Genomic DNA, 23,937 nt, shown 5'->3' with positions numbered 1-23,937 from the left:
TTGGTGGGTTCGGCGGCGTGCTGGAGGAACGCGCGAGCGCCGCGCGTCGGTGGAATCGGACATGAGCACTCCTAGGTATGAGCGGGCGAGAGTGGCTACGAGCGTCGGAGGCCTGGTCGTCGGCGGGAAGGGAAGGACCGCACGCGGATCTCGCGGCCTCGGCGTTCGACGACGGTGCCGGCCGGCCACATCGCGGCGAGCAGCAGCAGTTCGACCGCGGCGTCGATGATCCCGTTGCGGGTGTTGGCGTCGTCTTTCCATCCGAGCGCGAGCAGGCCGGTGTGGAAGTGGCCGATGTACTCCGCGGCGGTCATGTCGGTTTCGGTGACTTCGGCGGTGGTGGAGGTTTGCCGGCTGGTGATGCCGACGAAGCTGCGGGCGCAGCCGCAGATCGGTGAGTCCGGGTCGTCGTGGCATTCGCCGGTGAGATCGACCAATTCTGTGCCCGCGATGCTGGTGAAGTCGTTGTCCCGTTGGCCTTGGGTGCGGTGGGTGGAGACGAAGTACTTGAGCATGAGGTTCTCCCTTGCGGCCGGCGGCCGGGCGGCCGCGGATGCGGCCTGCGACAGCGGGCCCCCGGCGGTCCCGGGGCAAGCCTGCCGCTCACCGACGAGCGCCGAGGGCGCGGCGTGCAGGGCTTGCCCGGGACCGCGGGTCTGCTGCACTGAGGTCCAGCCACGGCGACCGGGCGGTCGACTCGCAGGGAGGAACATATCCCTGGGCTGCGCATCGCGCAGGACCGGACACCGACAGTAATATCAAGAAAATCCGCCACACTTGTGGCGAATTACTGGCTTCTGGGGCACTCTGGTTTCAGAAGGTGATCCACAGTGGTCCAGACGGGAGTGACCACAATGGACCCTTCTGAGGACCGTCTCCGCGCTTAACCCCCAGGCGGAGCACGGTTCTCGGCTCGGGAGAGGTCGCAGGGGAGGGCACCTCTCCCGAGCCGTACATCTCTCACACGCCGGCCATGAGCCAGTATCGGGAATTTGGCCGGTCCGCTGTGAGAACTACTGCCCGCTCTTCGGCGGGCGGTGTGGTTGCGCCGGTTCGTGAGTCTGTTGCCTGTGCTCGGCAGAGCGTCCCCTGTCCGGTCACGTCGACGCGACGCTGTCTCGACAGGAGTTCTTTCATGTCAGTAACTCTTCACACCTGCATGCCGCGGCGGGCCGCGGCGTCCGTCCTCGTCGCCGGCGCGTTGACCGGTTCGCTGTTGGCCGCGGCTGCCCCGGCGCAGGGGGCGGTGATGCCTCCGGTGTCCTCGGTCGTGGCGGCGGATCCTGATCAGCCCGACGTGGGTCTGCCGGGTGAGGTATCACGCCAGGCGGGAGTTCCGGCGGTGGCTCCGGACGGCAGCCTCGTCTGGCCGACGGATACCGACGTGGCGCTGCGGTCGTCGTATCCGGCGTCGTCGTCCACGGCACAGGCCTGGATCGGCGTCGTCGCAACCGCGGATGGGGCCCGCATCCGGGCGCGTCCGGTCAACGGCCCGGTGCTGGGCACGATCGCGCGCGGAGCCACATTCTGGGTCTCGTGTAAGCGTGGTGCCTCCGACGGTCATCCATGGGGCTGGTCCTATCGCGGTGGAACCTATGGGTGGGTTCGTGGGGATCTGTGGGAGGTGGAGCAGCACACCGGACCCGGCGGTGCGGGGACGCCGCACGTGCCGTGGTGTCCGTGAGACTCTGGTCGCAACTGCGTACATCCTGAGCGCCGTGGTACGTGCGCAGGGCGCTGACGTTGCAGTTCCTCAGGAGCTCGTTATCGCGAGAGTGCAACGGATCGAACGACGTCCAGTCGATATCGGACGGGGCCGGTCGCTGTTGCGGGTTCGCGGATTGACGAATCCGCAGCAGCGTGGCGTCGGGGTAGGCAGGGCGGCCTCTGTTGCCGATCGACGCGCGGGCTTGGCGCGCGTGTCAGCTTTGTCGGAGGTTGCCGATGACGAACTCGGCCATCTTCGCGACGCCGCCGCAGCGGTCGGTGTCCCAGTAACTGTCGCGGAGATCTTTGCCCTCGATCTCGAAGGTCAGCATCTGCTGCTCGGTGACCTCGACCGAGATCGAGCACTCCTCCGCGAAATGGGCCTGTTGGTAGACGACGGCGGGAAGGTCACTGATCGAGGTCTCGGTCCACGGATCAAGCTCGCCGCCCTGCTTCAGAGGGGACGCCGAGAGCTCGGTGAGCGTTTTCGGGCTCTGGACCGGTTTCAACGCCACCATCAGAGCGCCGGCCGGGTTCGGCCAGGAGCACCCGAACGCGGGGAGGCTTGTCCGCCGGGACGGCTGCATCCCGTTCGGCGGATCAGCTACCACGGCCGCGGCCTGCTCCTTGGTCAGCAGGCTGCACGGATCGGAGTCGAACCTCGCCAAGTCGACGGGGTTGTCGACCTGGTCCAGTGGCAGGGGCGCACCCGTCTGCGCCGGTGCCGGCGGCTGGGAGAGCAGCCGGTCCGGTTTCGACGGTCCGCAGCCGGCCAACAGGCTCGCCGACAGCAGAGTCACGCACACGATCCTCATGGATGCCCTCATGCCGGCGCCGCCGACGGGTCGATACGCCACTGCCGCTGGTCATCGATCCCGGAGTCGCCCGGCATCGGAGGCATGTTGGGGAACTTGGTGTTGGCCTGCACCAGCGCGATGGCCTGCCCGCGGAACTCGCCCAGCGTGTCGAGGGCGTGCCCGAACAGTTCACTGACCGATTTGACCAGGTCGAACAACGCGTCCGCGACGGTGTCCACCACGTCCTTCGAGGTGATGACGTCGATGATGGGGATTTCCGCCGTCGCGATCGCGATGATCGTCTTGTAGCCGACCTTCCCGAGTTCGACGGCGCAGTTGCCAATGAACTCGATGGCTTTGGCGTAGGTGTCGATGATGCAGCCGGCGATGTCGGTGAGGATTCCGGACATGCTCGCCACGATGTCTTGCTGTCCTTTGAGCGCGTCTTTGACCATGCCGGCGTAGCCGGTGAACTGGGCTGCGCCGCGGCCGCTCCAGGTCCCGGCCACGGCCAGGACGGCTTGGGCGACGTCGTCGCCTGCGTCGCCCAGGTTCTTCTTCTGGGCGAAGTCCATGGCCATGGATTGGACTTGCAGGGCGTTGCCGAGCAGTCGGTTGCGGACGTCTTCCAGCAGCCGTAGGACGTTGTCCTGTCCGAAAAGCTGAGCGATTTGTCGCACCTTGGCGTCGGCGTCGTCGGGGTAGGGCTGCGGCTGCGCGCGAGGATCGGGTGGGGCGGGCGGTGGTGCCGTCATGGTCAGTTCAGCCCCTTCTCCAGATCGCGTAGCCGCTTGAAGTCCGCCTCGTCCTGCGTCTCGTAGTAGTCAGCGGCTTTGTCGAGTGCTTCGGCGAGCCGATCGAGCTGCATGACGCCCTTGTCGGTCTTGTCCCGCATGCGCGCGATGGTCTCGTTGAAGATGTGCACGACGTCCGCCTGGACGCCCAGCATCCCGACGTCATCGTTGCGCAGGACGATCTGTGCCAGGTCCTCGCTGCCGAACGTGGCGACCTTGTCGCGGGCGGCGTAGATGTCGTCGGTGGCTTTGCGCAGCGCGTCGGGGTAGACCTCGAACCCGGAACCGGCGGCGGCGTTGCCGAGCGGGTTGAAGTTGCTGCCGCTCATCGGATCTCCCGTGCCGCGTCGTCGAGCATGTTCTTGCGCCGGGTCGTAGCCGTGGATTCGGCGTTGGTGATCGCCCTCAGGACGTGCCCGGCCAGGCTGGCGCCGGTCTGTCCGGCGACCGCGTCGCGGGCGAGGTCCACCGAGACCAGACCGCCCATCCCGTCGACGGTGACCGTGCCGAGGCCGGCGCCGATGTCGAGCACCAGCGGCAGGCTTTCTCCCGTCTTGGCGGCCTGCTCGACGGCGGCCACCCGGGCGTCGATCTCCTTGGCGAGGTGGTAGAGCTTCTCTTCGCTGTTCACCAGCGACCACCCCCGGCTTCGGGCTCATCGTCGGTGAGGAAGTCGAGCTCCTCGAAGTTCTCGTCGTCGGCCGGCGCGGCGGCGCGTCGGGTGGGTTCCGGTGCGGCGGTCTGCGGCGCTGAGGGGCTGGGCGGGGGAGCTGGTTTGCCGAACAGGGCGTTTAGGTGCGGCAGTGATGACGCCCGGGCTGCGGTGCGGGCGTTGCGGACGGCTTCGACGATGCCGAGTCCGAGTTTCTGTAAGTGGGTGCCATGGAGGGCGCGGTCGTCGATGCGCAGGTCGACGAGCTTTTCCTGGCCGGTCACGGTCGCGGTGATCAGCTGGTCGGCCGAGCGCGCGGTGTGTCGTGTGGCGGCCAGCTGAGCGTCGAGCTCGCCGGCTTGCTGCTGCATCAGCCGCAGATCGCGATGTGGTGCGGTCATGACGGCGCCACAATGTTGAGCATGCTGATTCCCCTACTCCAGGTCCCATCAAGATGACAGAACGTGCCCGCCGAGCACCTTACTGCGACTGCGTGTCAGCGCAAGCGGTGGCGGTTGAGGAGCGGCGTAGGTCACGACCGTCGTGGGCGTCCTGGCCTGTGCGGTGGGCTGCCTACCGGCAGCGACCAGAGACAACGGCGGGGTGAGGTGATCGTGGCGGCTGGATCGAGGTCGCGCAATCGCGTATGGGATCCGTATTCGGTGCGACCGTGAATGGCCTGCTGCTGGCACGATCGCTTACGGAGCGGCGTTTGCTTCTTTGCAAGCCTGGCGCGTCTGACGGTCATCGGTGTGCTGGTGGTATCGCGACGGTGTCTATGGCTGTGTCTGTGGAGACCTGTGGGAGGTCGTGCAGCACTCCGGGCCGGTGGTCGCGACAAGCTGCCGGTGCCGTGGTGGCCGTAGCATCGCTAAAACTGCCGCGATTACGGCGGGCACGGCCACAACGATGACGGCGACCGGCCACGTGAGGCCGGTGTTGAGGGCCACGGCAGCGACTGCGCCGCCGGACAGAACGGCGTTGGTGCTGGAGCGTCGTCGGTGCCGGGGCGTCTGCTTTCCAAGTGTTGAGGAGGTTGCGGTCATGGCGAGGATGACGCCGACTACGAATCCAGCGCGTTGTCGTGTGGTGGCAAGTTGGGCAAGCTCGCCCGCCCACTCGGTGATCAACCGAGATCGCACAGCTTGGGGCAGTAGCAGAGCCGCGATCCCGAGGATGTGTCGGGATCGCGTGATCCAGTCTTCGGGCGTGGCGTCTCGGCACTTCCGGACCGGAGAGGTGCTGCTGCAGGTGGGCCGAGGAGCACAGGCGGCACGAAGGCGTGGCACGGGTGGCGCTCGGACTGGCTCGGATCGACGTGCGACCAGGCGCCCCGAGGTCGCCCTGAGTCGGCTGCAGCAGGCGCGTGACGTGCTGGGCGCATCGGGCTCAGCGGTGTATGAGGCTGAAGTGTTGCTGGCGTTGGCTGAGGTCGCCTACGGTGACGATCAGCGGGAGATTGCTAGTGGCTTCCTCGCTGAAGCGGTCGGGCTGCTCACTGACGTGGAGGGCGGCGCACTCGATCGGGTGCAGGTCGCACCGCAAACCCTGGGTTTGACGGATAGCTGCGAGCATGCGCAACCGCCGCCCGGAGATCAGCCAGAGGTAGGTGCTAAGAGCGGCCATCTCGGCAGCGACCTCGGGGACAACGGTCGTGTCCCCGGCGCGATCGCCGAGCAGTAGCCCGGGAGTCTCGAGCGGCACGGTGGCCAGGGTGAGCCCAGGAAGCTTGTCGAAAATCCTCGCCAGGGCCGATCGCCCATCAGCGTGACATCGCTGCGGGGGCGCGATGACAATGTCGGCGAGCAATTGGCGGTCGTGCCTGCGACGGCCGATGCGGGTGCTGAGGACTGTTCCGAGGTGTCGGCCGTGGACGTAGTGCCAGGCCGTGAGGGGCTGGGTGGTTGTCTCGGCGGGTAGTGGGGTGACGATCGCGGAGTGAGGGGTCACAGGGTCACCGCCGGAGGCACGGAAACTGGGGAGACCGCTACGGCGTGCGCGGGCTCGGGCAGGTCGAGCATGTGGTACATCGTGCGGCGCAGAATCTGTCCGGCTTGCCCTTGGCGGGAGCTGAGCAGGCCGCGGATGAGGTCGGGCAGTCGGGCCTTGTCGCGGTCGCGCGCGGCGGCATCCAGCTGCGGTGCGAGCGGTTGATCACGCTGCCAGCGAGGTGCGTGCTCGGCGAGCGCTGCGGCGGGGGTACCGGGCATTAGTGCGCGGTCGGGGGTGTGGGTGAGCAGGATCGAGGCGCCGGTGGCGGCGCCGTAGCCGGTGACGGATCCTTCGTCTCCGATGATGTGGTCGGCGGCGGCCAAGGCGGCGCGCCAGCCTTCGTCGGGGGGAATGAGGGTGAGGCCGGTGCGTCGTGCTTCGGCGAGCCAGGCACGGATTTGCCAGGGGCTGTGATGAGCCCAGATCTGCGGGTGCAGGGCGGCGAGGACTCGGTAGTGGTCGCGGGGTAGTTCGGTGGTGGTGCGGTCGAACAGATCGGGGTAGCGGCCGAAGGCCGAGTGCGGTGACCAGGTGGAGGTCACGACGACGACCTCTTGGTCGTCGGCGACGCCGAAGGCGTGCCGGTAGTGATCGCGGTAGGGAAGGCTGGCGGTGAGGCGGTCGAGGGCGATGTCCCCGGCGACGACCGCGGCGGGCAGGGCTTGCGGGCAGACGTCGGCAAGCAGCTCCCGTTCGCGGTCGTGGACCAGGACGATCGTCTCGACGCGGACACGGCCTTCGTGCATCAGCTGGTCGGGGCCCAGGCCGGTGCGCAACTGCGACGGTGACGTGGCGACGCCGGGCGGGTGCCAGTGACGGTACTGGCCCAACCCGCCGCCGTGCGGGATGAGCAAGGTCGGTGCGGTGAGGTGGTCAAGACCGCGGACGCTGCCGGCGAGGACGAGATCGAATTCGCTGCGGCGTGCTTGGGTCCAGGGCAGTACTGTGCCGCCGATGGCGTGGAGGAAGTCGTGGGTGGCTTGCCAGTTGTCGTTGTCTTCGGGGTTGGTGAACACGACCTGGATGCGGTGGTCTGCTTCCAGTAGCGGCAGCAGGTCGAGTAAGCGTGCGCCGGCGACGATGTGAGGTACGGGTACCAGTACGGATTTCGTGTCGCGGCGGGTGGCGAAGTGCTGATCGGCGTGGCCAATTGAGCTGCGTACCCAGGTGCACGTCATTCCGCATTTCTCCCTCTCATCGTGGGGCCGTGGCCCCAGGTTGCTGGGAGGGCTTGAGAAACGGCTTTCAGTCGCTGGTTCTGATCATTGACAGTTGATCAACGGAGATCGTCAGTGTGGTCTTTTATCGGTCGGTGAAGGAAAGTTGGAGTGTGGTGATGGCGTGCGTGCTGGTGGCGGCGCATCGGTGGGTGCGGTGCTGATCGACTCAGTGGTATGGAAGTGGAATAATCGGGTTGCGTTGTGTATTTGTGACCGGCGTGTGCTGGCAAGCTGCCAATAGTGGCAGTTTCTGTCGCAATATTGTCCAGTCGTGATGGGTGTCCGCAATCTGTCATCAGTCGCGCTTGATGGACCGAAAATGGGTGCTGGCCTGCCGATTCATCTGCAGGCACGTGATCAGTGGTGATCGTCATTCAGGGCATTCGAGGCTGTGAACTGGCTTATCTGCCTGGGTGAGTGTGAAAATATCGGGGGCGGAGAGGGCTGGCGACGGATGTTCGCCATGGGAGGGCGGTCTGGGTGGAAATCAGCTTCGGAATTCTTGGGCAAACGGCCTTGCTTCTGCACGGGAATCCGGGCGTGAAGCCCGTGCGCGGTCGCCCTGGCAAAGTACTGGCGACCTTGCTCGCTCATCCGAATCAGCGGGTGTCGGTGGACACCGTGGTCGCCTGGGCCTGGGATGAGCGGGAGAACTTGCCGCAAGATGCCCTGGGGACACTGCACCAAGTCGGCGCCCGGCTGCGGCAGATCCTCGACTCCGAAGGTGTTGATCCACGCAGCATCAGCATCGCCAAAACCGGTTGCCGGCTCGATGTCGATGAACAGCAGATCGACTACCGGCAGTTTCGATCGATGATGACCCATGCGCGCGGATCCCACGACCGAGGCCAGCACGATCGGGCGCACGTCGAAGCGTTGGCCGCCCTGCGGCTGCGCCGCGACGAGCCCCTGGGGGAGCTGCGTACCGATGCCGCCGACGACTGGCGCCGTCGTTGGGAACGCAACGAGTGGGTTCCGGCCAATGCGTTCGTGGCCGCCCAGCAGTTGCTGCTCGGACAGACCGAGATGGCTGTGTCGCGTCTGGAGGAGCTGGATGCCGCACACCCGATGGAGCTGAGCTTGGCGAAGTTGCGGATCCGCGCGCTCGTCGCTGCCGGCCGAGGCCTGGAGGCCGCAGAGTACTTCCGGCTGGTCTATCGGGAGTTCCGGGAGCGCGGGGACCTGCAGGCAGCCGATGAGCTGCGCGCCGTGTACAACGAAGTGATCAAGCCCGGTGCGGCCACGTTCCCGGCATTGCCGAAGCTTTCTCCTCCCTCACCGCAGGTGGAGAAGCAGACTGTCGATGATCGGACACTTCCGCCTGTCTGGCACCTCTCGCCGGATATCGACGGTGTCGTGGGTCGCGGGGGCGTGATCGCGGAGCTCGACGCCTTCACCACCGACTCGGCCGGTCTTCCTCGTTCAGAGGTGCTCATGCTCACTGGAGCGCCGGGCGTGGGCAAGACGACGGTGGCGCTGAAATGGGCGCACCGCGCGGCGAGCCGCTACCCGGGCGGCGTGGTGATGCTCGATCTGCGCGGAGATGGCCAGACCGCCGGGGCAAGCGCCGCGGACGTTGTGGAGTTGCTCCTGGAGCTAATGGATGTTCAGGTCGATCAGATCGTGTCCTCGATCGCGCGTGCGGCGCGGCTGACTCGTCTGTTGCAGCAGCGACGGATTCTGGTGATCTTGGACAATGTGGCTCGGACCGATCAGGTCGAGCCGTTGTTGCGCGTCCTGGCCGGGTGCACGGTCGTGGTGGTCACCCGACAGCGGCTCTCGGCGTTGTTGGCGGTACGGACATGCCCGGTGGTGACGGTGGGGCCGCTGTCGGAAGAGGCGTCGCGGGAGCTATTGGAACGGCGGATCGGGCTGCGGGTCCGCCAGGACTCGGCCGGAGTGACGGGGCTGATCCGACTGTGCCAGGGCAACGCACTGGCATTGACCCTGGTTGCGGTGCGCGCGGCCGCGCGGGCAGGCATGCGGTTGACGACGCTGGCTGACGCGCTGCGGGACGCGGACATGCTGCTGGACCTGGGCAACGACGGTGACGGACTGGGAGGGAGTCTGCGGTCGGCGTTCACGCTGTCGTTTCAGGGGCTGGCGTCGGCCGAGCAGCGGACATTCGCGATGTTGGGACTGCACCCCGGAATCGAAGTGGCCTCGGACGCGGTCGCGGCTGCGGATGGCCGGCCGGTCTCGAGCGTGCGGCGATCGTTGGACGTTCTGGTGGCGGCACACCTGATTGAGCAACCCGGCGATCTTGACCGTTACCGTATGCATAATCTGCTGCAGCTGTTCGCGGCATCGTTGGCGCGGAAGCTGACCGATGGTGATGTGGCGCGGCGCAGGTTGCTCGAGTTCTACTTGGTGACTGCGTTCGAGGCGCATCGGATGGTGTACCCGGGGCGGGGGCGCCTGGATATGCCGCAGATCAGCGCCGGCGTTGTGGCGGCGCGGTTCACCACAGCGGCCGCGGCACGGCAGTGGTTCTTGCGTGAGCGCACGACCCTCACCGCATCGGTGGAGCTTGCCGCACAGTTTCAGCTGCACGAGGTCGCCTTCACCCTGCCGTCACTCACCGCGGATGTGTTCGACCGGCATGGTTACTTCGGCGACATCATCACCGGATTCAAGGTGGCGGCATCGTCGGCCGCGGCGGTGGGCGATGTCGACGCGGAGGCCTCGAGTCTCAACGATCTTGGGCACGTCCTGCTGCTGATGGGGCAGGACTCGCGTGCAGAGCCGTATCTGGAGGCTGCGTTGCGGCTGGTCGACGAGCACGGCATCGGAATCGGCCGGGTGACGGTGATGCTGAACATGGCGCGGCGACACCTGCACGCCGGCCGGGTGGCGCAGGCGGTGACGATGTCGCGTGAGACGCTGGTCGCGGCGCGGGCGCTGGGGGAGCCGGAACGATGTGCTGCGGCGCTGCATCGCCTCGCCGACGCGCTGCTGGAACAGGGCGGTCATGAGACAGATGCGCTCGAGTTGTATCGGGAGGCTCTGGTGTTGCGGGAGCGCATCGATGACGGGCCGGGGCGCATCCTCACTCACATCGCCATGGGCGATCTGCTGACCCGGATGGGCCGCTTTGAGGAAGCTGGCGAGCAGTGCCAGAGAGCTTCTGTGCTGGTCAGTGCGAGCCAGTACTTGCCGGCGGCGATGAAGCTGAACACCGTTTTCGCGCGATTGCGTCACGCTGAGGGGGATGACCGCGTTGCGTTGAAGCATGCTCATCGGGCGGTTGAGCTCGCGGATCGGTCCGGGCATGCGACAGGTCGTGGTAAGGCGCTGGACACGTTGGCTCAGATTCTGCGAGACCGGGGCAACGTAGATGACGCGCGGGCGTTGTGGGAGCGGGCGGCGCAACTGTTCCGTGATCGGGAGCGGGTCGGGCAGGCGCAGCGGATCGAGGCGCTGCTGGAGGAGCTGGATTTCGCGGTGATTCCGCAGGCTCGTGACGGCGACACTGTGGCGATGCCGTCTCCGAGGTTGTCGCGCTCGTGATCCGTGCCGGCGACGGCCGTAGACGGGGTTTCGGGGTGGCGTCGCCCGCTTCGGCGATGTGGTCGCTCATCTGCAGGGCGCCAGATCTGTGTTGTCGATAACGGCCACGGCTTGCGGTGTGTGCGGGCTGCGCCGAGCGGGCGGATCGCTCGTGTGGTGTCCGTCCGTGTTGAGCCGTCGGTTGCATTGTGCCCACGGCAGCTGTCCGGAGTAGAGGGGGCTTCTCCGGCTGAATCGTGCCGTGCGCGACGCGGCGGCGGGGTGCAAGGTGGCAGCACACCGTGCTGAGGAGCGTAGCGAGGCTGTGGGGGAAGCCCGGTCCGATTCCACGGGAATGTGGCGAATGTGCGTCGCGTGCTGCGGTCACTGAGGTGGTCTTGGCATGGTTGGGGTGCGCACTCGCTGGCGAATGATCAGTTGTTGCGACATCTCGCTGGTTGAACGCTGTTCTTTTGTGGAGTTCGCGTTGGACGTGCTCGGATGCGGCGCGGTGAGCATGCCGAAGAAATGTTACTCATTGTGATATCGCTGATCCCGCATGGTAGTGATCGTTCTTGTGATGGCTGACTCTCGTATGTCATGATCGAAAGATCTTCACGGAGAGGGAGCGGCGTATCGCCTGATCGGGTGGCGTTACCGTTGGGTAATGTGAATTGACCTCATGTAAACGGTGGAATCGGCGGCTAGTGTTGCTGTGAGTTGTCGGATGCGTTGCGCACCCCCCGGCGGGGGTCATCAAGTCGTAGGCTAAGTTCGTCGCCAATGCGCGGATTTCAATACGCGCTCCGAACCACGAGGTGACGATGAAGCGTTTCTGCCTGGGCCTGCTTGTGGCTGGCGCCATGTTGGTGCCTTCTGCAGCGATCGCGTCTGCTGCGACGGTGGCGCCTGCGTCGGTTTCAGCGACGACGCCTGCGTCCGTTGCTGCACCGGCGCACGCCGACTTGGCAGTTCCGATGGCGCGGTGCGACTACTGGCGCTACTACTGAGCGTAATGAGGTGCCCGGCAGCCTGCTGGGCACCTCATCGTTCGTGACGATCTTATGATTAAACATTCAACAAGTCGCCGTGTTCGGTTCATGATTGTGGAGGACGTCCCGGTCCTCGGAGTTCGACGCCGGCGTCCAGTAGCATCCGCTTCGTGACGTCCCGACCCAGGCCGAATCTCTTGCCGGTATCAATGATCGACTTGCCACTGCGATAGGTCTCGACCATTCCTGGCGGTGCGGGCTTCACCATCGGCCGCTTCTCGCGAAACTCCACGCCCTGGCTTCGGAGGACTCTGCGCAGCGTGCGGTAGCTTCCGTCGAAGCTTTCCATCAACACGCTCAATGAGTCGCCTGCCCGGTATCGGCGACTTAACTCGTCTGCTTCAGTACGAGATACATCTGCGGCAAGTCGCTGTGGCTGTTCGCGAAGGTTATGTGCTTCTTCGGCTTCTCTCATGAGATCACCGCCCGCTCGAACAGCTGATCCGGCATCGCCGAGGCGTGGTGCCACGTTGCTCTGGCCTCATGCGATCTGAGGTGCTCATCCAGGCAAAGCCACCTCGACGGACGTGTGCACCGCCAGACGAGTTCTACTCGTTCGTTCGTGTGAGCGACATACGACTTTGTTGTGGTCATCGCAGGTTGACTTCCCGAATCACGACTGTGTTCCCGGTGCTGTGCGATCTGTCGTCGGTGATGGGACTGACGACGCCGCGGCTTGTGACGCGCTTTGCGCGCACGGATCGCCGGGCACGATGAGAGTCGCGCGACGACCTGCGTGACACGGCCAGGGCCGGCCAGGCCATTGATTGGCATTCCATCGTCACCAGGGGCGAGAAGAGTGGGCGTTCGGATGCTGTTCAACACCGGTGAGCTAACCGGGGCCTTGCCAAGAAACGCTGTGGCGGCCTCGTCTGTTACACCCGGCGCAGCAGCTGTCGAACTGAAACCGGTCAAGTTCGGCGGCTGCGGCACCGGCGAGCCAGCGCTGCGGCGGTTTGTTGACCTCGTCATAGTCCCGGCGGCGATGTCTCGCGGATCAGGGGCAGGTGAGTGGAGGGGCACGCTGGCTCTCAGACTGTCGACGTGGATCTTGTGGCCGGTTGCCGGCGGTGCGCGTGGGGCTTCTGCGCGGAGGAGGATCGCCGGGTCACCGGCCGGGTACCTCATCGGAGGGCCCCGTCGAAGGTCATCCGCGCCCGGTTGTGAGTCGAGCGTCGCGGACTCGGGGGAGCGGCATTGCGTTTCATCGAGCTGCCGGTGGTGCAGAATGGATGCCTGGCTCCTGGCTTCCTCCAGAACTGGAGCTGGTTGTGGAGGTGGCGGGGTGGTCATGGCAGGTTGCGGAGGCCGTCGAGGACTCGTTGCATGAGCTCTTGTGGTGGTTCGTTTTGTGTCGACGGGGGTGCTGCGTTGGCTCGTCGATTGGGCGGTGACGCCGATCGGTGGCGACGGTGGTCGACGATCTGGAGCGCGGCCGCGATCGCGATCGGTGCGGCCATGGTGGAGAGCACGAGCGTTGTTGACCAGGACGCGGCGAGCACGTCGTGCCTTTCGTGAGAAAGCTGTGCGTGACGAGGCAGCAGTCGAGGGCCGGCGCGCCCGGAAGTGCCCGGCTGTCGGCCGTGCACCGGCCCGGCCTCCGCCGCGAGCGGCGGGTGGAGCCCCGGCCGATGCGCCGCCTGGAGGGAGGGCAGGACGCGCCGGCCGGGAGTCGGTCATGGCCAGGAGGGTGCCGCGACGCCACTTCGCAGCCACGTGGCGGTTGTTGCGTAGTCCGACACCGATGCCTTGTTGGTGAGGTAGGCGACGCCTCGGTGGTGGGGAACGGCGACGCCGAAAGGCCCGTCGTGGTTTTCGTAGAGGGTGAACGGTTCAACCAGGCCGGTGGGGCAGAAGGATGCCGGAACGAGGCTGATGGAGATGCGCAGCATTTTCGACACTGCCGCGACTTCTTCGATCTGATCGCAGAGCACGTCCGGGGGACAGGCGTCGGGTCGTGTGGCGGCTTCGCCGAGCAGGAACGTGTACCGGGTCTCCGGGCTGTCGGCGAGGGAGACACGGGCCGAGGCGGGGACGAGGTCCCTTGTGGCGGTGTCCGGGTGGGGCATCCCGGATTCGCGTATCGCGTGGGAGTACCCGGCGGAGCGCAGTGCCGTGGGGAACAACATCGGCGACCATTCGAACACTTCCGTGGCCAGGTTCTCGAATCCGGTGCGCAGCATGCGTTCGTCGTGCCCGGTCGGGTCGAGGAAGTCGGGCTCGTCGGCGCGGGCCGCGAGCGGGACGAGCTTCTCCAGTGTGGTCAGCTGCATACCGATGGCGCCGAGGAGAAACGCGACGGTGATGGGATCCGGCCCGAGGTGCCCGGTCTCGAGCGCTGACATTCTGGACGGGCTGATTCCTGTCCTCGTGGCGAGTTGGCGAAGGCTGAGGCCGCGTTCTGTGCGGAGTCGGCGGAGTTCGTGTGCGACTGCGATGACTGCCGGCCGGGTTGCTCGGGGCACGGTTGGGACCGCTCCGTTCTTTCGTCGTTGCATTGGGTCTTTGGCCTGCGATTCGGGCTGATCCAGGCTGTGGGTCGTGCCCTCCGGGCGTCGGTTGCGACCCGGAGGGCACGACGTGTTGTCCGGCCGGGTGTGCGGTCCCGGCCAGGTGTTGCCGGTCGTGTCGTGACGACCGGCTCCCGGACACGTCCCGGTCTGGCCGGATGGGGGTTGCTGTGCTGGTCGGCGCAGCGTGTGTCCGGGTTCTCGCTGCTCAGGGAGGTGAGCTGCGAGAACCTTCGGTGGGAGTGCTCTTGGGCGGCTTGATCCGGCTGACGGCCGCGGTCACGAGGGGCGTGGTGTCGTGGTGGGGGAGGGGGCCGTCGGGCCACCAGGTGTCGGCTTGGACGATGCCGGGCGGGAGCAGGTCGGTTCCCTTGAGCATGGCTTCGACCTCGCTGCGCGTGGCGACGGCGCCGCGGCCGAGCGCGCTCGTCCGCAGCTTCTCTTCCAGGGCGATGGCGACGGGGGTGTGCTCGGGGGTTTCGGGGTCGAACAGGTGGGTCAGGGCGAGGAACGATCCGGCGGGCAGCTGGGCGATGTGGGCTTGGACGACGTCCGCGACGTCGGTGCGTGTTCCGCCGTGGAAGGACAGGACACCGCCGAGGAGCAACCCGATCGGGTGGTCAGCGATGATGGCCTGGTCCTCGCGCAGTGCCAGCCACATCTCGGCCGGGTCGAGCGGGTCGGTCTCGACGACCCGGATGTCGTTCGCGCGGTCCTCGGCGATCGCGCGCTGCACGGCGGCGGCGAGCGGGTCGTGCTCGACGTAGGTGATGGCCGAGGCCGGGTTGGCGCGGCGGACGACGTGGTGGAGGTCGTCGGTGCGGGAGCCCGGGAGGACTGCTCCGGCGATGACGAGGTGGTGCACGTGCCCGGCGAGGTAGCGGGCGATCCGCTGGTGGGTGGCGTGCTCGGAGGTGAAGACGTAGCCGATGTCCTTGGACACAGCTTCGAGGTGGCGTCTGGTGTCGAGTTCGATGTCGTGGGCGTCCTTGCCGACGAGGAAGGCGTCGTAGAGGTAGGGGAGGTTCGCCCGCGCCGGGTCCGTGCCCACAGGCCGGTTCCATGCCGGCGCCTGGTCAGGCGTTCGAGACATGAGCTGCGCCGTCTTCGACGAGGTTGCCGCGGTGGGGCGCCCAGCCTTCGGACGTACGCGGCAGCGGAGAGCCAACGGGCGGAAGATCGCGACGAGTCGCTGAGTCGAAGAATGCGGCGACGACCGAGGCTCGGTGGACGGTCTTGGGAGGTGCTGGCGAGAAAACGGTGACCGGCTGTACGGAATCGCCGGTCCGGCAGCAAACCGGCCGGTCTACCTGCGACGTCCGGCTCGGTCCCGATAGCCGAGCTTCAACCGGGTGCGCGTCGCGCTGGAGACGAATGGCCGAAGTACGCTCGTCGAGGTTGGCATGCTGGCCGTGCGGTCGGGCGAATCGCGACCACAGCCACCACCCGCAGAGCAGAAGCCCGGCAAAGCCGACCGTGCAACCGCAAAGCACTCCGGCGACGTCCACCGCGTCGGTCATGGTTCCCACGCACAGCCCCTTGATCTTTCCGTTGAACCTGTGCTCATGAGACCGTGGACGGCGGCGTCGAGGGAGATGACATTTGGTGACACGGGACGGGGCAACTGAGTTGGGACGGCGGGTGACGATTACCGGGACGCGCTCCATCGGCGAGCCAGACAGGGAGCGAGTCGACTCGTTGTTCGAGGCCTACCTGCGACCGTTCGCGGACGCAGGCACGCTCTTCCACGTAGGAGGCGCCGTCGGCATCGACACCTTCGCGTTGAGCTGGCTCTGCGACCGGACGAACTCCGAACTGTGCGTCGTCGTTCCGTGCACGGTGACCGATCAGCCCGCCGAAGCAGCGGCCGCGATCAGCGCCTGCCGCCGAGCAGGACGCCTAGTCGACGTCGTCGAGCTCCGTGCCGACGCGCTCGGCGGTGCCGCATACCACGCGCGGAACCGGTGGATGGTGGATCGCAGCGAACTGGTGATCGGATTTCCGCGCGGCACGAATCAGGCCCAAGGCACCTGGTATACGCTCAATTACGCAGCTGAACAGGGCAAACCGCGTTTGGTCGTTCCACTTTGACCTCGTCGAATGGTGTACTGAATATCGTGGCTACAGGAAGGCAGACCGGGGCGCGCATTCTGCGCCGGCTGCGCGTTTCGCGCGGCTGGTCGTGGGCCGACCTGGCGCGTGCACTGCAGGAATCGGCGCGTCAGCTGGGCATGGCGTCCCTGGCGGCCAGCCAGCGATCGAGCATCCGGCGTGCCGTCGCCCGATGGGAGAGCATCGACGATGGAACCAATCCGGGGGAGCGATACCAGGTCGTGCTGGCGCACGTCTACGCCAGCACGCCGACGGGACAAGTCGGCTTGGGGCCGGGTTCGGACTTCGAACTCCTTCTGGAGGCGTTCCGGTACTTCGACGTGACGTCGCCCCGAATTCAGGAAATCGTCGAGGTGATCGCCACGTGCGCCGGGGCCGAGGGCACCGACTTGGCGATGCTGCTGCAGCCCGCCACGCGCGCGAGCGTGGCAACGGCCGAATTGGGGCGATCGAATCTCGACGAGGTCATTCCCAGCCTGCACGAGGCGGTTGTTTCGATCGACCGACAGGTGGGCGCGCAGCCGTTCGTCAGGTTGCAGCTCCAGCTCGCTCCCGTCGTCGACGCGTGTCGGCTCCTAGCGTCGCAATCTGGCCGACGCCCTGCGGACTTGCCGACGCTGGCGGCCGCGGCGTTTGCGCTCGCCGCGCGCCTGGCCTTCGAGACGCGTGACGACGAGGCGGCAATGGGCTTTTACGCGGAGGCGACCCAGGCTGCCGGCGGGCTGAAGGATCGAAGTCTCCGCGCGATGATCCGGACAAGCCACACCATGGTGACGCTCCACGCGACGGGCGACCATCGACTGGCACGGGAGATCGCCCGAGCGGCGACCGTCGATGCTCATCGGGGGTCGAGCTATGCCGTCCGTGCGCGTGCTCATGCCGTTCACGCCGAGATCAACGCTCGAGCAGGCCAGTCGAGGGACGCGGCCGAGGCGATCAGTCGGGCGTGGACGACCGTCGACCAGCTGTCGATGGACGATCCGCACCAGGGGTTCGACGGCGAGCGGCTCAGGGGATTCGACGGCTTGTGCGCACTCCACGCGGGCGACGCCGGCCACGCGCACAGCAGCCTTGAACGTTCGCTCGAATCGCTGAGGACGTCCCGAGACGCCGTGCAGCGCGGCATCGTGACCTCGGACCTCGCATTGGCGCGGCTAAAGCTGGGCGACCCGCGCGCATGCGTCGCGGGCCTGCACGACGCCATTGACGTGGCGTCGGCGACGGGAGGTCGTGTGGCTACTCAGCGGGTTCGTCTTGTCCGGCAGGCGCTTCGGCCATGGCGGACCGAGGACTTCGTCGCCGAACTCGACGAGCATCTGCATGACGCCTTGATCGGCCGCTGACGAGCCAACGACGCGAGCCGCAGGGGCAGCCCGACCGGCGCGAGCGCGTGCTCGGGCAGGCCTCGGGTCAGCAGCTGCCAGCCGGTGCGGTGCTGGTCGAACAGCACCGCGTACGCCCCGGCGTCGGCCTCGTGTTCGAGCAAGTACGTGGGCGTGAACGGGATGCCCAGGTAGGCGAGCCCGTCGCCGCCCCAGGTCGGGTCTTCGACCGTTCCGTCGGGACGGGTGCACCAGGCGTGCGCGGTGTGGAGGCGAGAGGCGGCGAGCGCGAACCCTTCAACGTAGATGAGTCCGTGAACCTCGCTGTGGAGGCTGGCGTTGGCGTAGCAGCGACGCTCGGGCCCGCGCTCCGCACCGTCGGGCAGGTCGGCGGGTGTGAACCATCGGCCCTGCTCCAGCAGGAGGGCCTCGATGCTGGAGTAGCAGCGTCCCGGGACGTCCGGATAGATACTCGCGCGCTCACGCAGCAACGCGGTCAGCTCGGTCTGCCGCTGTCGTAGCTCCGGCATCGCCTTCTCGACCGTCACGGAGCCATCATGCCCCGATGCGCGTCGGCCGGCGTAGGGGTGAGGTCCGGCTAGCGCCCGTCAGCGTCGAGCCGGCTCAATGCGGTGCTGAGGAACGCGTCCCCACGTTGCCCGAGGACGTCAGCGCCGAGGTCTGGGCTGCCTTGGTCGTGCAATGCCGGAACGCAGAACGCCATTTCTACCGAGGTGCAGGTCGCCGCCATGACGAGCTACGGAGTGAGCCTGGGCAGCAGCTCCAGCCAGCTGGAGGCGTCGGCGAGTGTGGTGTGCACGGGGAGGACGGGCTGCAGCCCCAGGATCTGGATCGGGCGGAGCACGGCGGGTTGGGTGGCGAGGATTGCCAGTGGAGTGCCGTGGCCGTCGGCGTCGCTGGTCAGCCGCAGCAGGACGCCGAGGGCGCCGGCGGAGCAGAACGAGACCTTCGACAGGTCGATGATCACCGCCGCCTGGCGGTCGCTGAGCAAGTGGTCGGCGAGATCGGCGAACTCGTCGACGGTGGCGGCGTCCAGTTCGCCGCGGACGTTCAGTATGACGTGTCCGCAGCTGGTCGAGACGGTCATCGCGAGTGCTCTGGAGTGGGTTTGGCGGGCGGTGGCGCGCATCGTGACCTCCGGTCGGAGGCGAGGCAGCCAGAGCCCATCGAGATCATTCGTGCAGCCCTGCTTTACCCCGCCGGCCCCGCGCGGTGCGGGAGCCTGGTGCGGTGCTCGGCAGCGGCTGTCGGTCTCAACCGCAGCGATTTCGACGGTACCGGCACGGGCAGCGACCTGCACAACCAGTCACGGTCAAGATCACCACATCGGCTGGACGACGCTGGAATTCTCGTCGTCGAAACCGCGTCAGGAAGCCGGGTAGCGAACCAGCGCGGCAACTCATGCGCGGCGGCGCGCGTGGGATGGATGCTGAGCAGGGCGGTGACGCCAAGCCGGTTCCACAGCCGTGGCCGACGGCGGCAGCAGGACCGGGTGCAGGTGCAGTGGTGTGGGGTAGTCGCGCCGCCGGTTCATCATCACGTTGATCCCCGTGCGGGAGATGAACGTGACTGCGGTCAGGTCGATGATGCAGGGTCGCGGCGGTGCCGGGCTGCGGCGGGTCCGCTGCCGGTGGCCGGGGAACGGACACGCCAAAGGGTTAGGCTGCCTCGTCGATCACAGGGGCCGGTCAGCGGCCGTCCGCGAGGAGCCGCCCGCCATGCCTGCCGACCGCGCCGAGGCCTCCACCCGCCATCCCCGCCATCAACGCCGCGGCGAAGCCCGGTTGCCGGCTGCCGTTGCGACGCTGGTCGCCATCGTGCTCTACCTGGCGCTGCCGCAGCAGCTGCTGGTCGCTCCCCGGTTCGTCGTGCCCGTGCTCGAGTTCGCGCTGCTGATCCCGCTGACCGCGATCAACCCGCGGCGGGTCACGCGGCAGACCCGGCTCTCCCGCGTCCTGTCCCTGTCGTTGGTCGTGGTCATCGCGGGGACCAATCTCGGGGCGCTGGCCCTGCTCATCCACGACTTGGTCGCCGGCGCGGCCGACAGTGGCCAGGCTTTGCTGCTGGGTGCGCTGCAGGTGTGGCTGACCAACGTGATCGCGTTCGGCCTGGCCTATTGGGAGCTGGACCGCGGTGGCCCGGTCAAGCGCACCCAGTCCGGCCGCAGCGACTTCCCGCTGGCCGACTTCCGGTTCTCCCAGGACGAGAACGCCGACACCGTCGAGGAAGTCGCCGCGGGGTCCAGCGTCAAGTCCGATTGGGTGCCGACCCTGGTGGACTATCTGTATGTGTCGGTGACCAACTCGACGGCGTTCAGTCCCACCGACACCATGCCGCTGTCCTCGCGGGCGAAGGTGCTGATGGCGGTGCAGAGTGTCGCGGCATTGCTGACGTCGCTGCTGGCCATTGCCCGCGCGGTCAGTGTGCTGAAGTAGCCGGCATGCACGTCCGGGTTGGAGTCCGCTGAGCGGTCCTTCGTATTTCGCTGTCGTCAGGGTTCCCTTGGCTGCGCCGGGGGAGATGTCTGAGGTGCGGCGTGCGTTGCGTGTCGGACGAATACCCCATCGGTGCTGGTATCGCCGCGCTCGGCCTGCGGCTGACCAGCGACGCGGCTAGCTTCGAATCGTGCTCAGATTCGGTGCGGTCGGCGTGTTGTCCCTCGTGGCGCTGGGTGCCGTCGCGCTTGCTGTGTTCGCCGGCCCGTGGTGGTGGCTGCTCGCGGCGCCGCTGCTGCTCGTCGCCGGCGTCGGCTGCCGGGACCTGCGCCAGCGTAAGCATTCGGTGCTGCGGAACTACCCGGTGCTCGGGCATCTGCGGTTCCTGCTCGAGGCGCTGCGGCCCGAACTGCAGCAGTACTTCATCGAACGCAACTTCGACGGCCGCCCCTTCGACCGCGACGTCCGCAGCATCGTCTACCAGCGCGCCAAGGGCACCGACGCCGAAGAGCCGTTCGGCACCGAACGCGACGTCTACGCCGACGGGTACGAGTCGCTCGTGCACTCGATGGCCCCGGTGTCGCCGCCGGACAGTCCGCCGAAGATCCGGATCGGCGGCCCGGACTGCACCAAGCCCTACGACATGGCCCTGCTCAACGTGTCCGCGATGAGCTTCGGCTCACTCTCGGCCAACGCGATCCTGGCCCTCAACCGGGGTGCCGCGCTGGGCGGCTTCGCCCACGACACCGGCGAAGGCGGCCTCTCGGAGTACCACCTGCGCCACGGCGGCGACCTCGTCTGGGAGATCGGCACCGGCTACTTCGGCTGCCGCACCTCTGACGGAGGGTTCGACAAAACGGAGTTCTCCGACAAAGCAGCCCACGACGCGGTGAAGTGCGTCTCGCTGAAACTGTCCCAGGGCGCCAAACCCGGCATCGGCGGCGTGCTGCCCGGCGGCAAGGTGAACGCGGAAATCGCCCGCGTCCGCGACGTCCCGCAGGGGCAGACCGTCATCTCGCCGCCGTACCACCGGATGTTCTCCACCCCGCGGGAGCTGATCTGGTTCATCGCCGAGATGCGCGAGCTGGCGGGCGGCAAACCGACCGGGTTCAAGCTCTGCGTCGGCTCGCGAAGCCAGTTCCTCGCCGTCTGCAAGGCGATGCTCGCCGAAGGCACCGCCCCGGACTTCATCATCGTCGACGGCGCCGAAGGCGGCACCGGGGCCGCGCCGCTGGAGTTCGCCGACCACATCGGGACGCCGCTGACCGAAGGCCTGATCACCGTCCACAACGCACTGGTCGGCACCGGGCTGCGCGACCGGATCAAGCTCGGCGCGAGCGGGAAGGTCGCCACCGGCGCCGACATCGTCAAACGCCTCGTCCAGGGCGCGGACTACACCAACGCCGCCCGGGCGATGATGTTCGCCGTCGGCTGCATCCAGGCGCAGCGCTGCCACACCAACACCTGCCCGGTCGGCGTCACCACCCAGGACGCCCGCCGCGCCCGCGCCCTGGACGTCGCCGATAAATCCCTGCGCGTGGAACGGTTCCAGCGCGCCACCGTCACCGGCGCCCAGCAGATCATGGCGTCGATGGGCGTCCGGTTTCCCGCCGAGCTGCGGCCGCACCTGCTGCGCCGCCGCGTCGATCCCCACCACGTGCTGTCCTACGCCGAGCTCTACGACTGGCTCGCGCCCGAGCAGCTCCTGTCCGAGGCCCCGCCGGGGTGGGCGGCGGACTGGGCCGCGGCCGACCCCGACCACTTCACCGTCTGACCCAGGAGGATTCGTGACCCGCACCGTCGCCCAGGTCATCGTCGACAGCCTCGCCCAGCTCGGCGTCACGCACGTGTTCGGCGTCGTCGGTGACGCCCTCAACCCGCTCACCGACGCCATCCGCCGCGCCGAGCGCATCGAGTGGATCGGCTGCCGGCACGAGGAAGCCGCCGCGTTCGCCGCCGGCGCGCAGGCCCAGCTGGGCGACACCATCGGCGTTTGCATGGGCACCGTCGGCCCCGGCTCGGTGCACCTGCTCAACGGCCTTTACGACGCCGCGAAGAGCCACGCTCCCGTGCTGGCCATCGCCGGGCAGGTCCCGCAGGCCGACATCGGCACGGAGATGTTCCAGGAGGTCGACAACGACCTGCTGTTCACCGACGTCGCGGTCTTCCGCGCCACCGTGACCTCGCCCGAGCAGATCCCCGGTCTGCTGGAGATCGCGGTCCGCACGGCGATCAGCCGGGGTGGCCCCGCGGTCCTCACCGTTCCGGGCGACGTCGGCGACAAGAAGGTCGAGGCCGACCGGGAGCCGCGGTTCTCCCTGGTCGAGCGCAGCACCCGGCCCGATGACCCCGCCCTCGACGCGGCCGCGCAGCTGCTCAACGCGGCGGAGAAGGTCACCCTGCTCGTGGGCCGCGGCGCCCGGCAGGCGCGCGAGGACGTGCTGGCCCTGGCCGACCGGCTTGGCGCCCCGATGGTGCTCACCCTCAAGGCGAAGGAAGGCTTCGAAGACGACAACCGGTTCGAGGTCGGCCAGACCGGCCTGATCGGCAACCCCGCCGCCGCGCAGGCGATGGACGACGCCGACCTGCTGCTCCTGCTCGGCACCGACTTCCCTTACCGGGCCTGGTACCCGACCGGGAAGAAGGTCATCCAGGTTGACGCCGTCGCCGAGCACATCGGGCGTCGCGTCCCGGTCGAGCTCGGCCTGGTCGGCGACGTCGCCCCCACGGTCGCGGCGCTGCTGCTGCGGCTGTCCCCGCACGCTTCGCGGGACCACCTCGACGACGCCCGTGCGCACTTCGAACGCTGGCGCGCCGGGCAGGCGCGGCTGGCCTCCCCCGAGCACGACAAGGGCCTGGTCGGGAAGGTCCGGTCTGTCTTCGACAACCAGGACCACCAGATCCGGCCCGAGGCACTGGCCGCGCTGATCGACGAGCTGGCCGACCAGGACGCCGTCTTCACCTCGGACACAGGGATGGCGACGGTGTGGCTGTCCCGCTTCGTCCGGATGACCGGGTCGCGCCGGCTGCTCGGTTCCTACAACCTCGGGTCGATGGCCAACGCGATGCCGCAGGCGATCGGGGCCCAGCTGTGGGAACGCGAGCGCCAGGTGGTCGCGTTCTGCGGCGACGGCGGCCTGAGCATGCTGCTCGGCGACCTGATCACCATCCGGAGCTACCGGCTCCCGGTGAAGCTGGTGGTGTTCGACAACCGGCGGCTCGGCATGGTGAAGCTGGAGCAGGAGCAGGCCGGGCTGCCCGAGTTCGGCACCGAGCTGGACAACCCGGACTTTGCGGCGGTCGCCACCGCGATGGGGTTCACCGGGATCCGGGTCACCGACCCGGCCGAGCTCGCCGAAGCTGTCGGGCGGGCGTTGCGCACCGAGGGACCGGTGCTGCTGGACGTGCTGACCAACCCCGAGGAGATGTCCGTGCCGCCGAAGCCCACGGTGGACCAGGGCTGGGGTTTCGCGATCGCCAAGGTCAAGGAGCACCTGCGCAGCGCCGGTGACAAGAGCTGAGAATTCACCCGGAAGATCCGGTTCAACCGGCCCGCCCGAAAGGGGCCAGATAGAGCGACCATCAGCGCGCTGGGGCGGTCACGGCATCGGGCTCAGCCGCTGGTCGACGTCGGCGGCGATGTCAGCTCCGTTGCCGCTGGGGTCAGGCTGACAAGGTCCAACCCGAGGAATGCTGCTCCTGATCGGAACTCGGCGACGGCAGGCGAGGACGCGCGTCTCGCCCGCCGCCGATCCGGCTTGCGCCGGCCGGGTCGAGTCCACTTTCACCGCTGGCCTCTGGGCTGGGCATTCGCGCCGACGCTTCGGTGACTAG

20 protein-coding genes are annotated in these 23,937 nt (G+C 67.5%); 6 read left to right on the top strand and 14 right to left on the bottom strand.

Annotated features, from left to right (window positions below; translation table 11 throughout):
• Window positions 1-95 precede the first annotated feature (95 nt).
• The 8 genes from QSK39_RS44755 to QSK39_RS44720 all read right to left on the bottom strand — a co-directional run bounded on the left by QSK39_RS44755 (window position 96) and on the right by QSK39_RS44720 (window position 7,120).
• Window positions 96-515: a DUF7715 family protein gene (locus tag QSK39_RS44755; RefSeq protein ID WP_285483892.1), complete on the bottom strand. Its 420-nt coding sequence runs from the start codon at window positions 513-515 to the stop codon at window positions 96-98.
• A gap of 1,407 nt (window positions 516-1,922) precedes the next feature.
• Window positions 1,923-2,507 (bottom strand): DUF3558 domain-containing protein, encoded by a 585-nt coding sequence (locus QSK39_RS44750; protein ID WP_285483891.1) that lies wholly within the window; start codon window positions 2,505-2,507, stop codon window positions 1,923-1,925.
• Window positions 2,508-2,530: 23 nt separating this feature from the next.
• Window positions 2,531-3,259: a hypothetical protein gene (locus QSK39_RS44745; protein ID WP_285483890.1), complete on the bottom strand. Its 729-nt coding sequence runs from the start codon at window positions 3,257-3,259 to the stop codon at window positions 2,531-2,533.
• Window positions 3,260-3,261: 2 nt separating this feature from the next.
• On the bottom strand, window positions 3,262-3,627 hold the full coding sequence (locus QSK39_RS44740) for a hypothetical protein (RefSeq protein WP_285483889.1): 366 nt from the start codon (window positions 3,625-3,627) through the stop codon (window positions 3,262-3,264).
• Window positions 3,624-3,929, bottom strand: a complete 306-nt coding sequence (locus QSK39_RS44735) for a hypothetical protein (RefSeq protein WP_285483888.1) — start codon at window positions 3,927-3,929, stop codon at window positions 3,624-3,626. Before QSK39_RS44735 ends, QSK39_RS44740 begins: the two co-directional genes overlap by 4 nt.
• Window positions 3,926-4,351, bottom strand: coding sequence for a YbaB/EbfC family nucleoid-associated protein (locus QSK39_RS44730; protein WP_285483887.1), 426 nt, complete (start codon window positions 4,349-4,351; stop codon window positions 3,926-3,928). Before QSK39_RS44730 ends, QSK39_RS44735 begins: the two co-directional genes overlap by 4 nt.
• Before the next feature lie 988 nt (window positions 4,352-5,339).
• Window positions 5,340-5,654, bottom strand: a complete 315-nt coding sequence (locus QSK39_RS44725; protein WP_285483886.1) for a hypothetical protein — start codon at window positions 5,652-5,654, stop codon at window positions 5,340-5,342.
• A gap of 242 nt (window positions 5,655-5,896) precedes the next feature.
• Complete coding sequence (locus tag QSK39_RS44720) at window positions 5,897-7,120, bottom strand: hypothetical protein (protein WP_285483885.1); 1,224 nt, start codon at window positions 7,118-7,120, stop codon at window positions 5,897-5,899.
• A 522-nt stretch (window positions 7,121-7,642) separates the two neighbouring features.
• Between QSK39_RS44720 and QSK39_RS44715 the strand changes: the two genes are divergently transcribed.
• Window positions 7,643-10,672 (top strand): AfsR/SARP family transcriptional regulator, encoded by a 3,030-nt coding sequence (locus QSK39_RS44715; RefSeq protein WP_285483884.1) that lies wholly within the window; start codon window positions 7,643-7,645, stop codon window positions 10,670-10,672.
• Window positions 10,673-11,749: 1,077 nt separating this feature from the next.
• Here the strand turns inward: QSK39_RS44715 and QSK39_RS44710 are convergent.
• The 4 genes from QSK39_RS44710 to QSK39_RS44695 form a co-directional block, all read right to left on the bottom strand.
• Complete coding sequence (locus tag QSK39_RS44710) at window positions 11,750-12,118, bottom strand: hypothetical protein (RefSeq protein ID WP_285483883.1); 369 nt, start codon at window positions 12,116-12,118, stop codon at window positions 11,750-11,752.
• A 1,261-nt stretch (window positions 12,119-13,379) separates the two neighbouring features.
• Window positions 13,380-14,201 (bottom strand): Scr1 family TA system antitoxin-like transcriptional regulator, encoded by an 822-nt coding sequence (locus tag QSK39_RS44705; RefSeq protein ID WP_285483882.1) that lies wholly within the window; start codon window positions 14,199-14,201, stop codon window positions 13,380-13,382.
• 220 nt (window positions 14,202-14,421) lie between these two features.
• On the bottom strand, window positions 14,422-15,264 hold the full coding sequence (locus QSK39_RS44700; protein WP_285483881.1) for an SAM-dependent methyltransferase: 843 nt from the start codon (window positions 15,262-15,264) through the stop codon (window positions 14,422-14,424).
• Window positions 15,265-15,289: 25 nt separating this feature from the next.
• Complete coding sequence (locus tag QSK39_RS44695) at window positions 15,290-15,742, bottom strand: hypothetical protein (protein WP_285483880.1); 453 nt, start codon at window positions 15,740-15,742, stop codon at window positions 15,290-15,292.
• A gap of 112 nt (window positions 15,743-15,854) precedes the next feature.
• Here QSK39_RS44695 and QSK39_RS44690 point away from each other — a divergent pair, with 112 nt between their 5' ends.
• Together QSK39_RS44690 and QSK39_RS44685 are read left to right on the top strand one after the other, a co-directional pair.
• Entirely contained in the window at window positions 15,855-16,304 is a 450-nt protein-coding gene (locus QSK39_RS44690; RefSeq protein WP_285483879.1) for a hypothetical protein, read from the top strand.
• A gap of 26 nt (window positions 16,305-16,330) precedes the next feature.
• The gene (locus tag QSK39_RS44685) at window positions 16,331-17,668 is read left to right on the top strand and encodes an NsdA family TPR-like regulatory protein (protein WP_285483878.1); all 1,338 of its coding nucleotides are present in this window, start codon (window positions 16,331-16,333) and stop codon (window positions 17,666-17,668) included.
• Here the strand turns inward: QSK39_RS44685 and QSK39_RS44680 are convergent.
• Together QSK39_RS44680 and QSK39_RS44675 are read right to left on the bottom strand one after the other, a co-directional pair.
• The gene (locus QSK39_RS44680) at window positions 17,566-18,195 is read right to left on the bottom strand and encodes a hypothetical protein (RefSeq protein WP_285483877.1); all 630 of its coding nucleotides are present in this window, start codon (window positions 18,193-18,195) and stop codon (window positions 17,566-17,568) included. The genes QSK39_RS44685 and QSK39_RS44680 overlap by 103 nt on opposite strands.
• Before the next feature lie 209 nt (window positions 18,196-18,404).
• Window positions 18,405-18,755 carry an STAS domain-containing protein gene (locus QSK39_RS44675; protein ID WP_285483876.1) on the bottom strand — a complete coding sequence of 117 codons (351 nt, stop codon included), beginning with the start codon at window positions 18,753-18,755 and terminating at the stop codon, window positions 18,405-18,407.
• Window positions 18,756-19,386: 631 nt separating this feature from the next.
• Here QSK39_RS44675 and QSK39_RS44670 point away from each other — a divergent pair.
• The 3 genes from QSK39_RS44670 to QSK39_RS44660 all read left to right on the top strand — a co-directional run bounded on the left by QSK39_RS44670 (window position 19,387) and on the right by QSK39_RS44660 (window position 23,624).
• A complete protein-coding gene (locus tag QSK39_RS44670) occupies window positions 19,387-20,103 on the top strand; it encodes a hypothetical protein (RefSeq protein WP_285483875.1) in 717 nt (238 codons plus the stop codon).
• 190 nt (window positions 20,104-20,293) lie between these two features.
• On the top strand, window positions 20,294-21,877 hold the full coding sequence (locus QSK39_RS44665) for an FMN-binding glutamate synthase family protein (protein WP_285483874.1): 1,584 nt from the start codon (window positions 20,294-20,296) through the stop codon (window positions 21,875-21,877).
• A gap of 13 nt (window positions 21,878-21,890) precedes the next feature.
• The gene (locus tag QSK39_RS44660; protein ID WP_285483873.1) at window positions 21,891-23,624 is read left to right on the top strand and encodes a thiamine pyrophosphate-dependent enzyme; all 1,734 of its coding nucleotides are present in this window, start codon (window positions 21,891-21,893) and stop codon (window positions 23,622-23,624) included.
• Window positions 23,625-23,937: the final 313 nt, after the last annotated feature.

Source organism: Amycolatopsis sp. NBRC 101858 (assembly GCF_030269325.1).
In the GTDB taxonomy this organism is placed as follows: domain Bacteria; phylum Actinomycetota; class Actinomycetes; order Mycobacteriales; family Pseudonocardiaceae; genus Amycolatopsis; species Amycolatopsis ponsaeliensis.
This window is presented reverse-complemented; position numbering and strand designations above follow the sequence as displayed.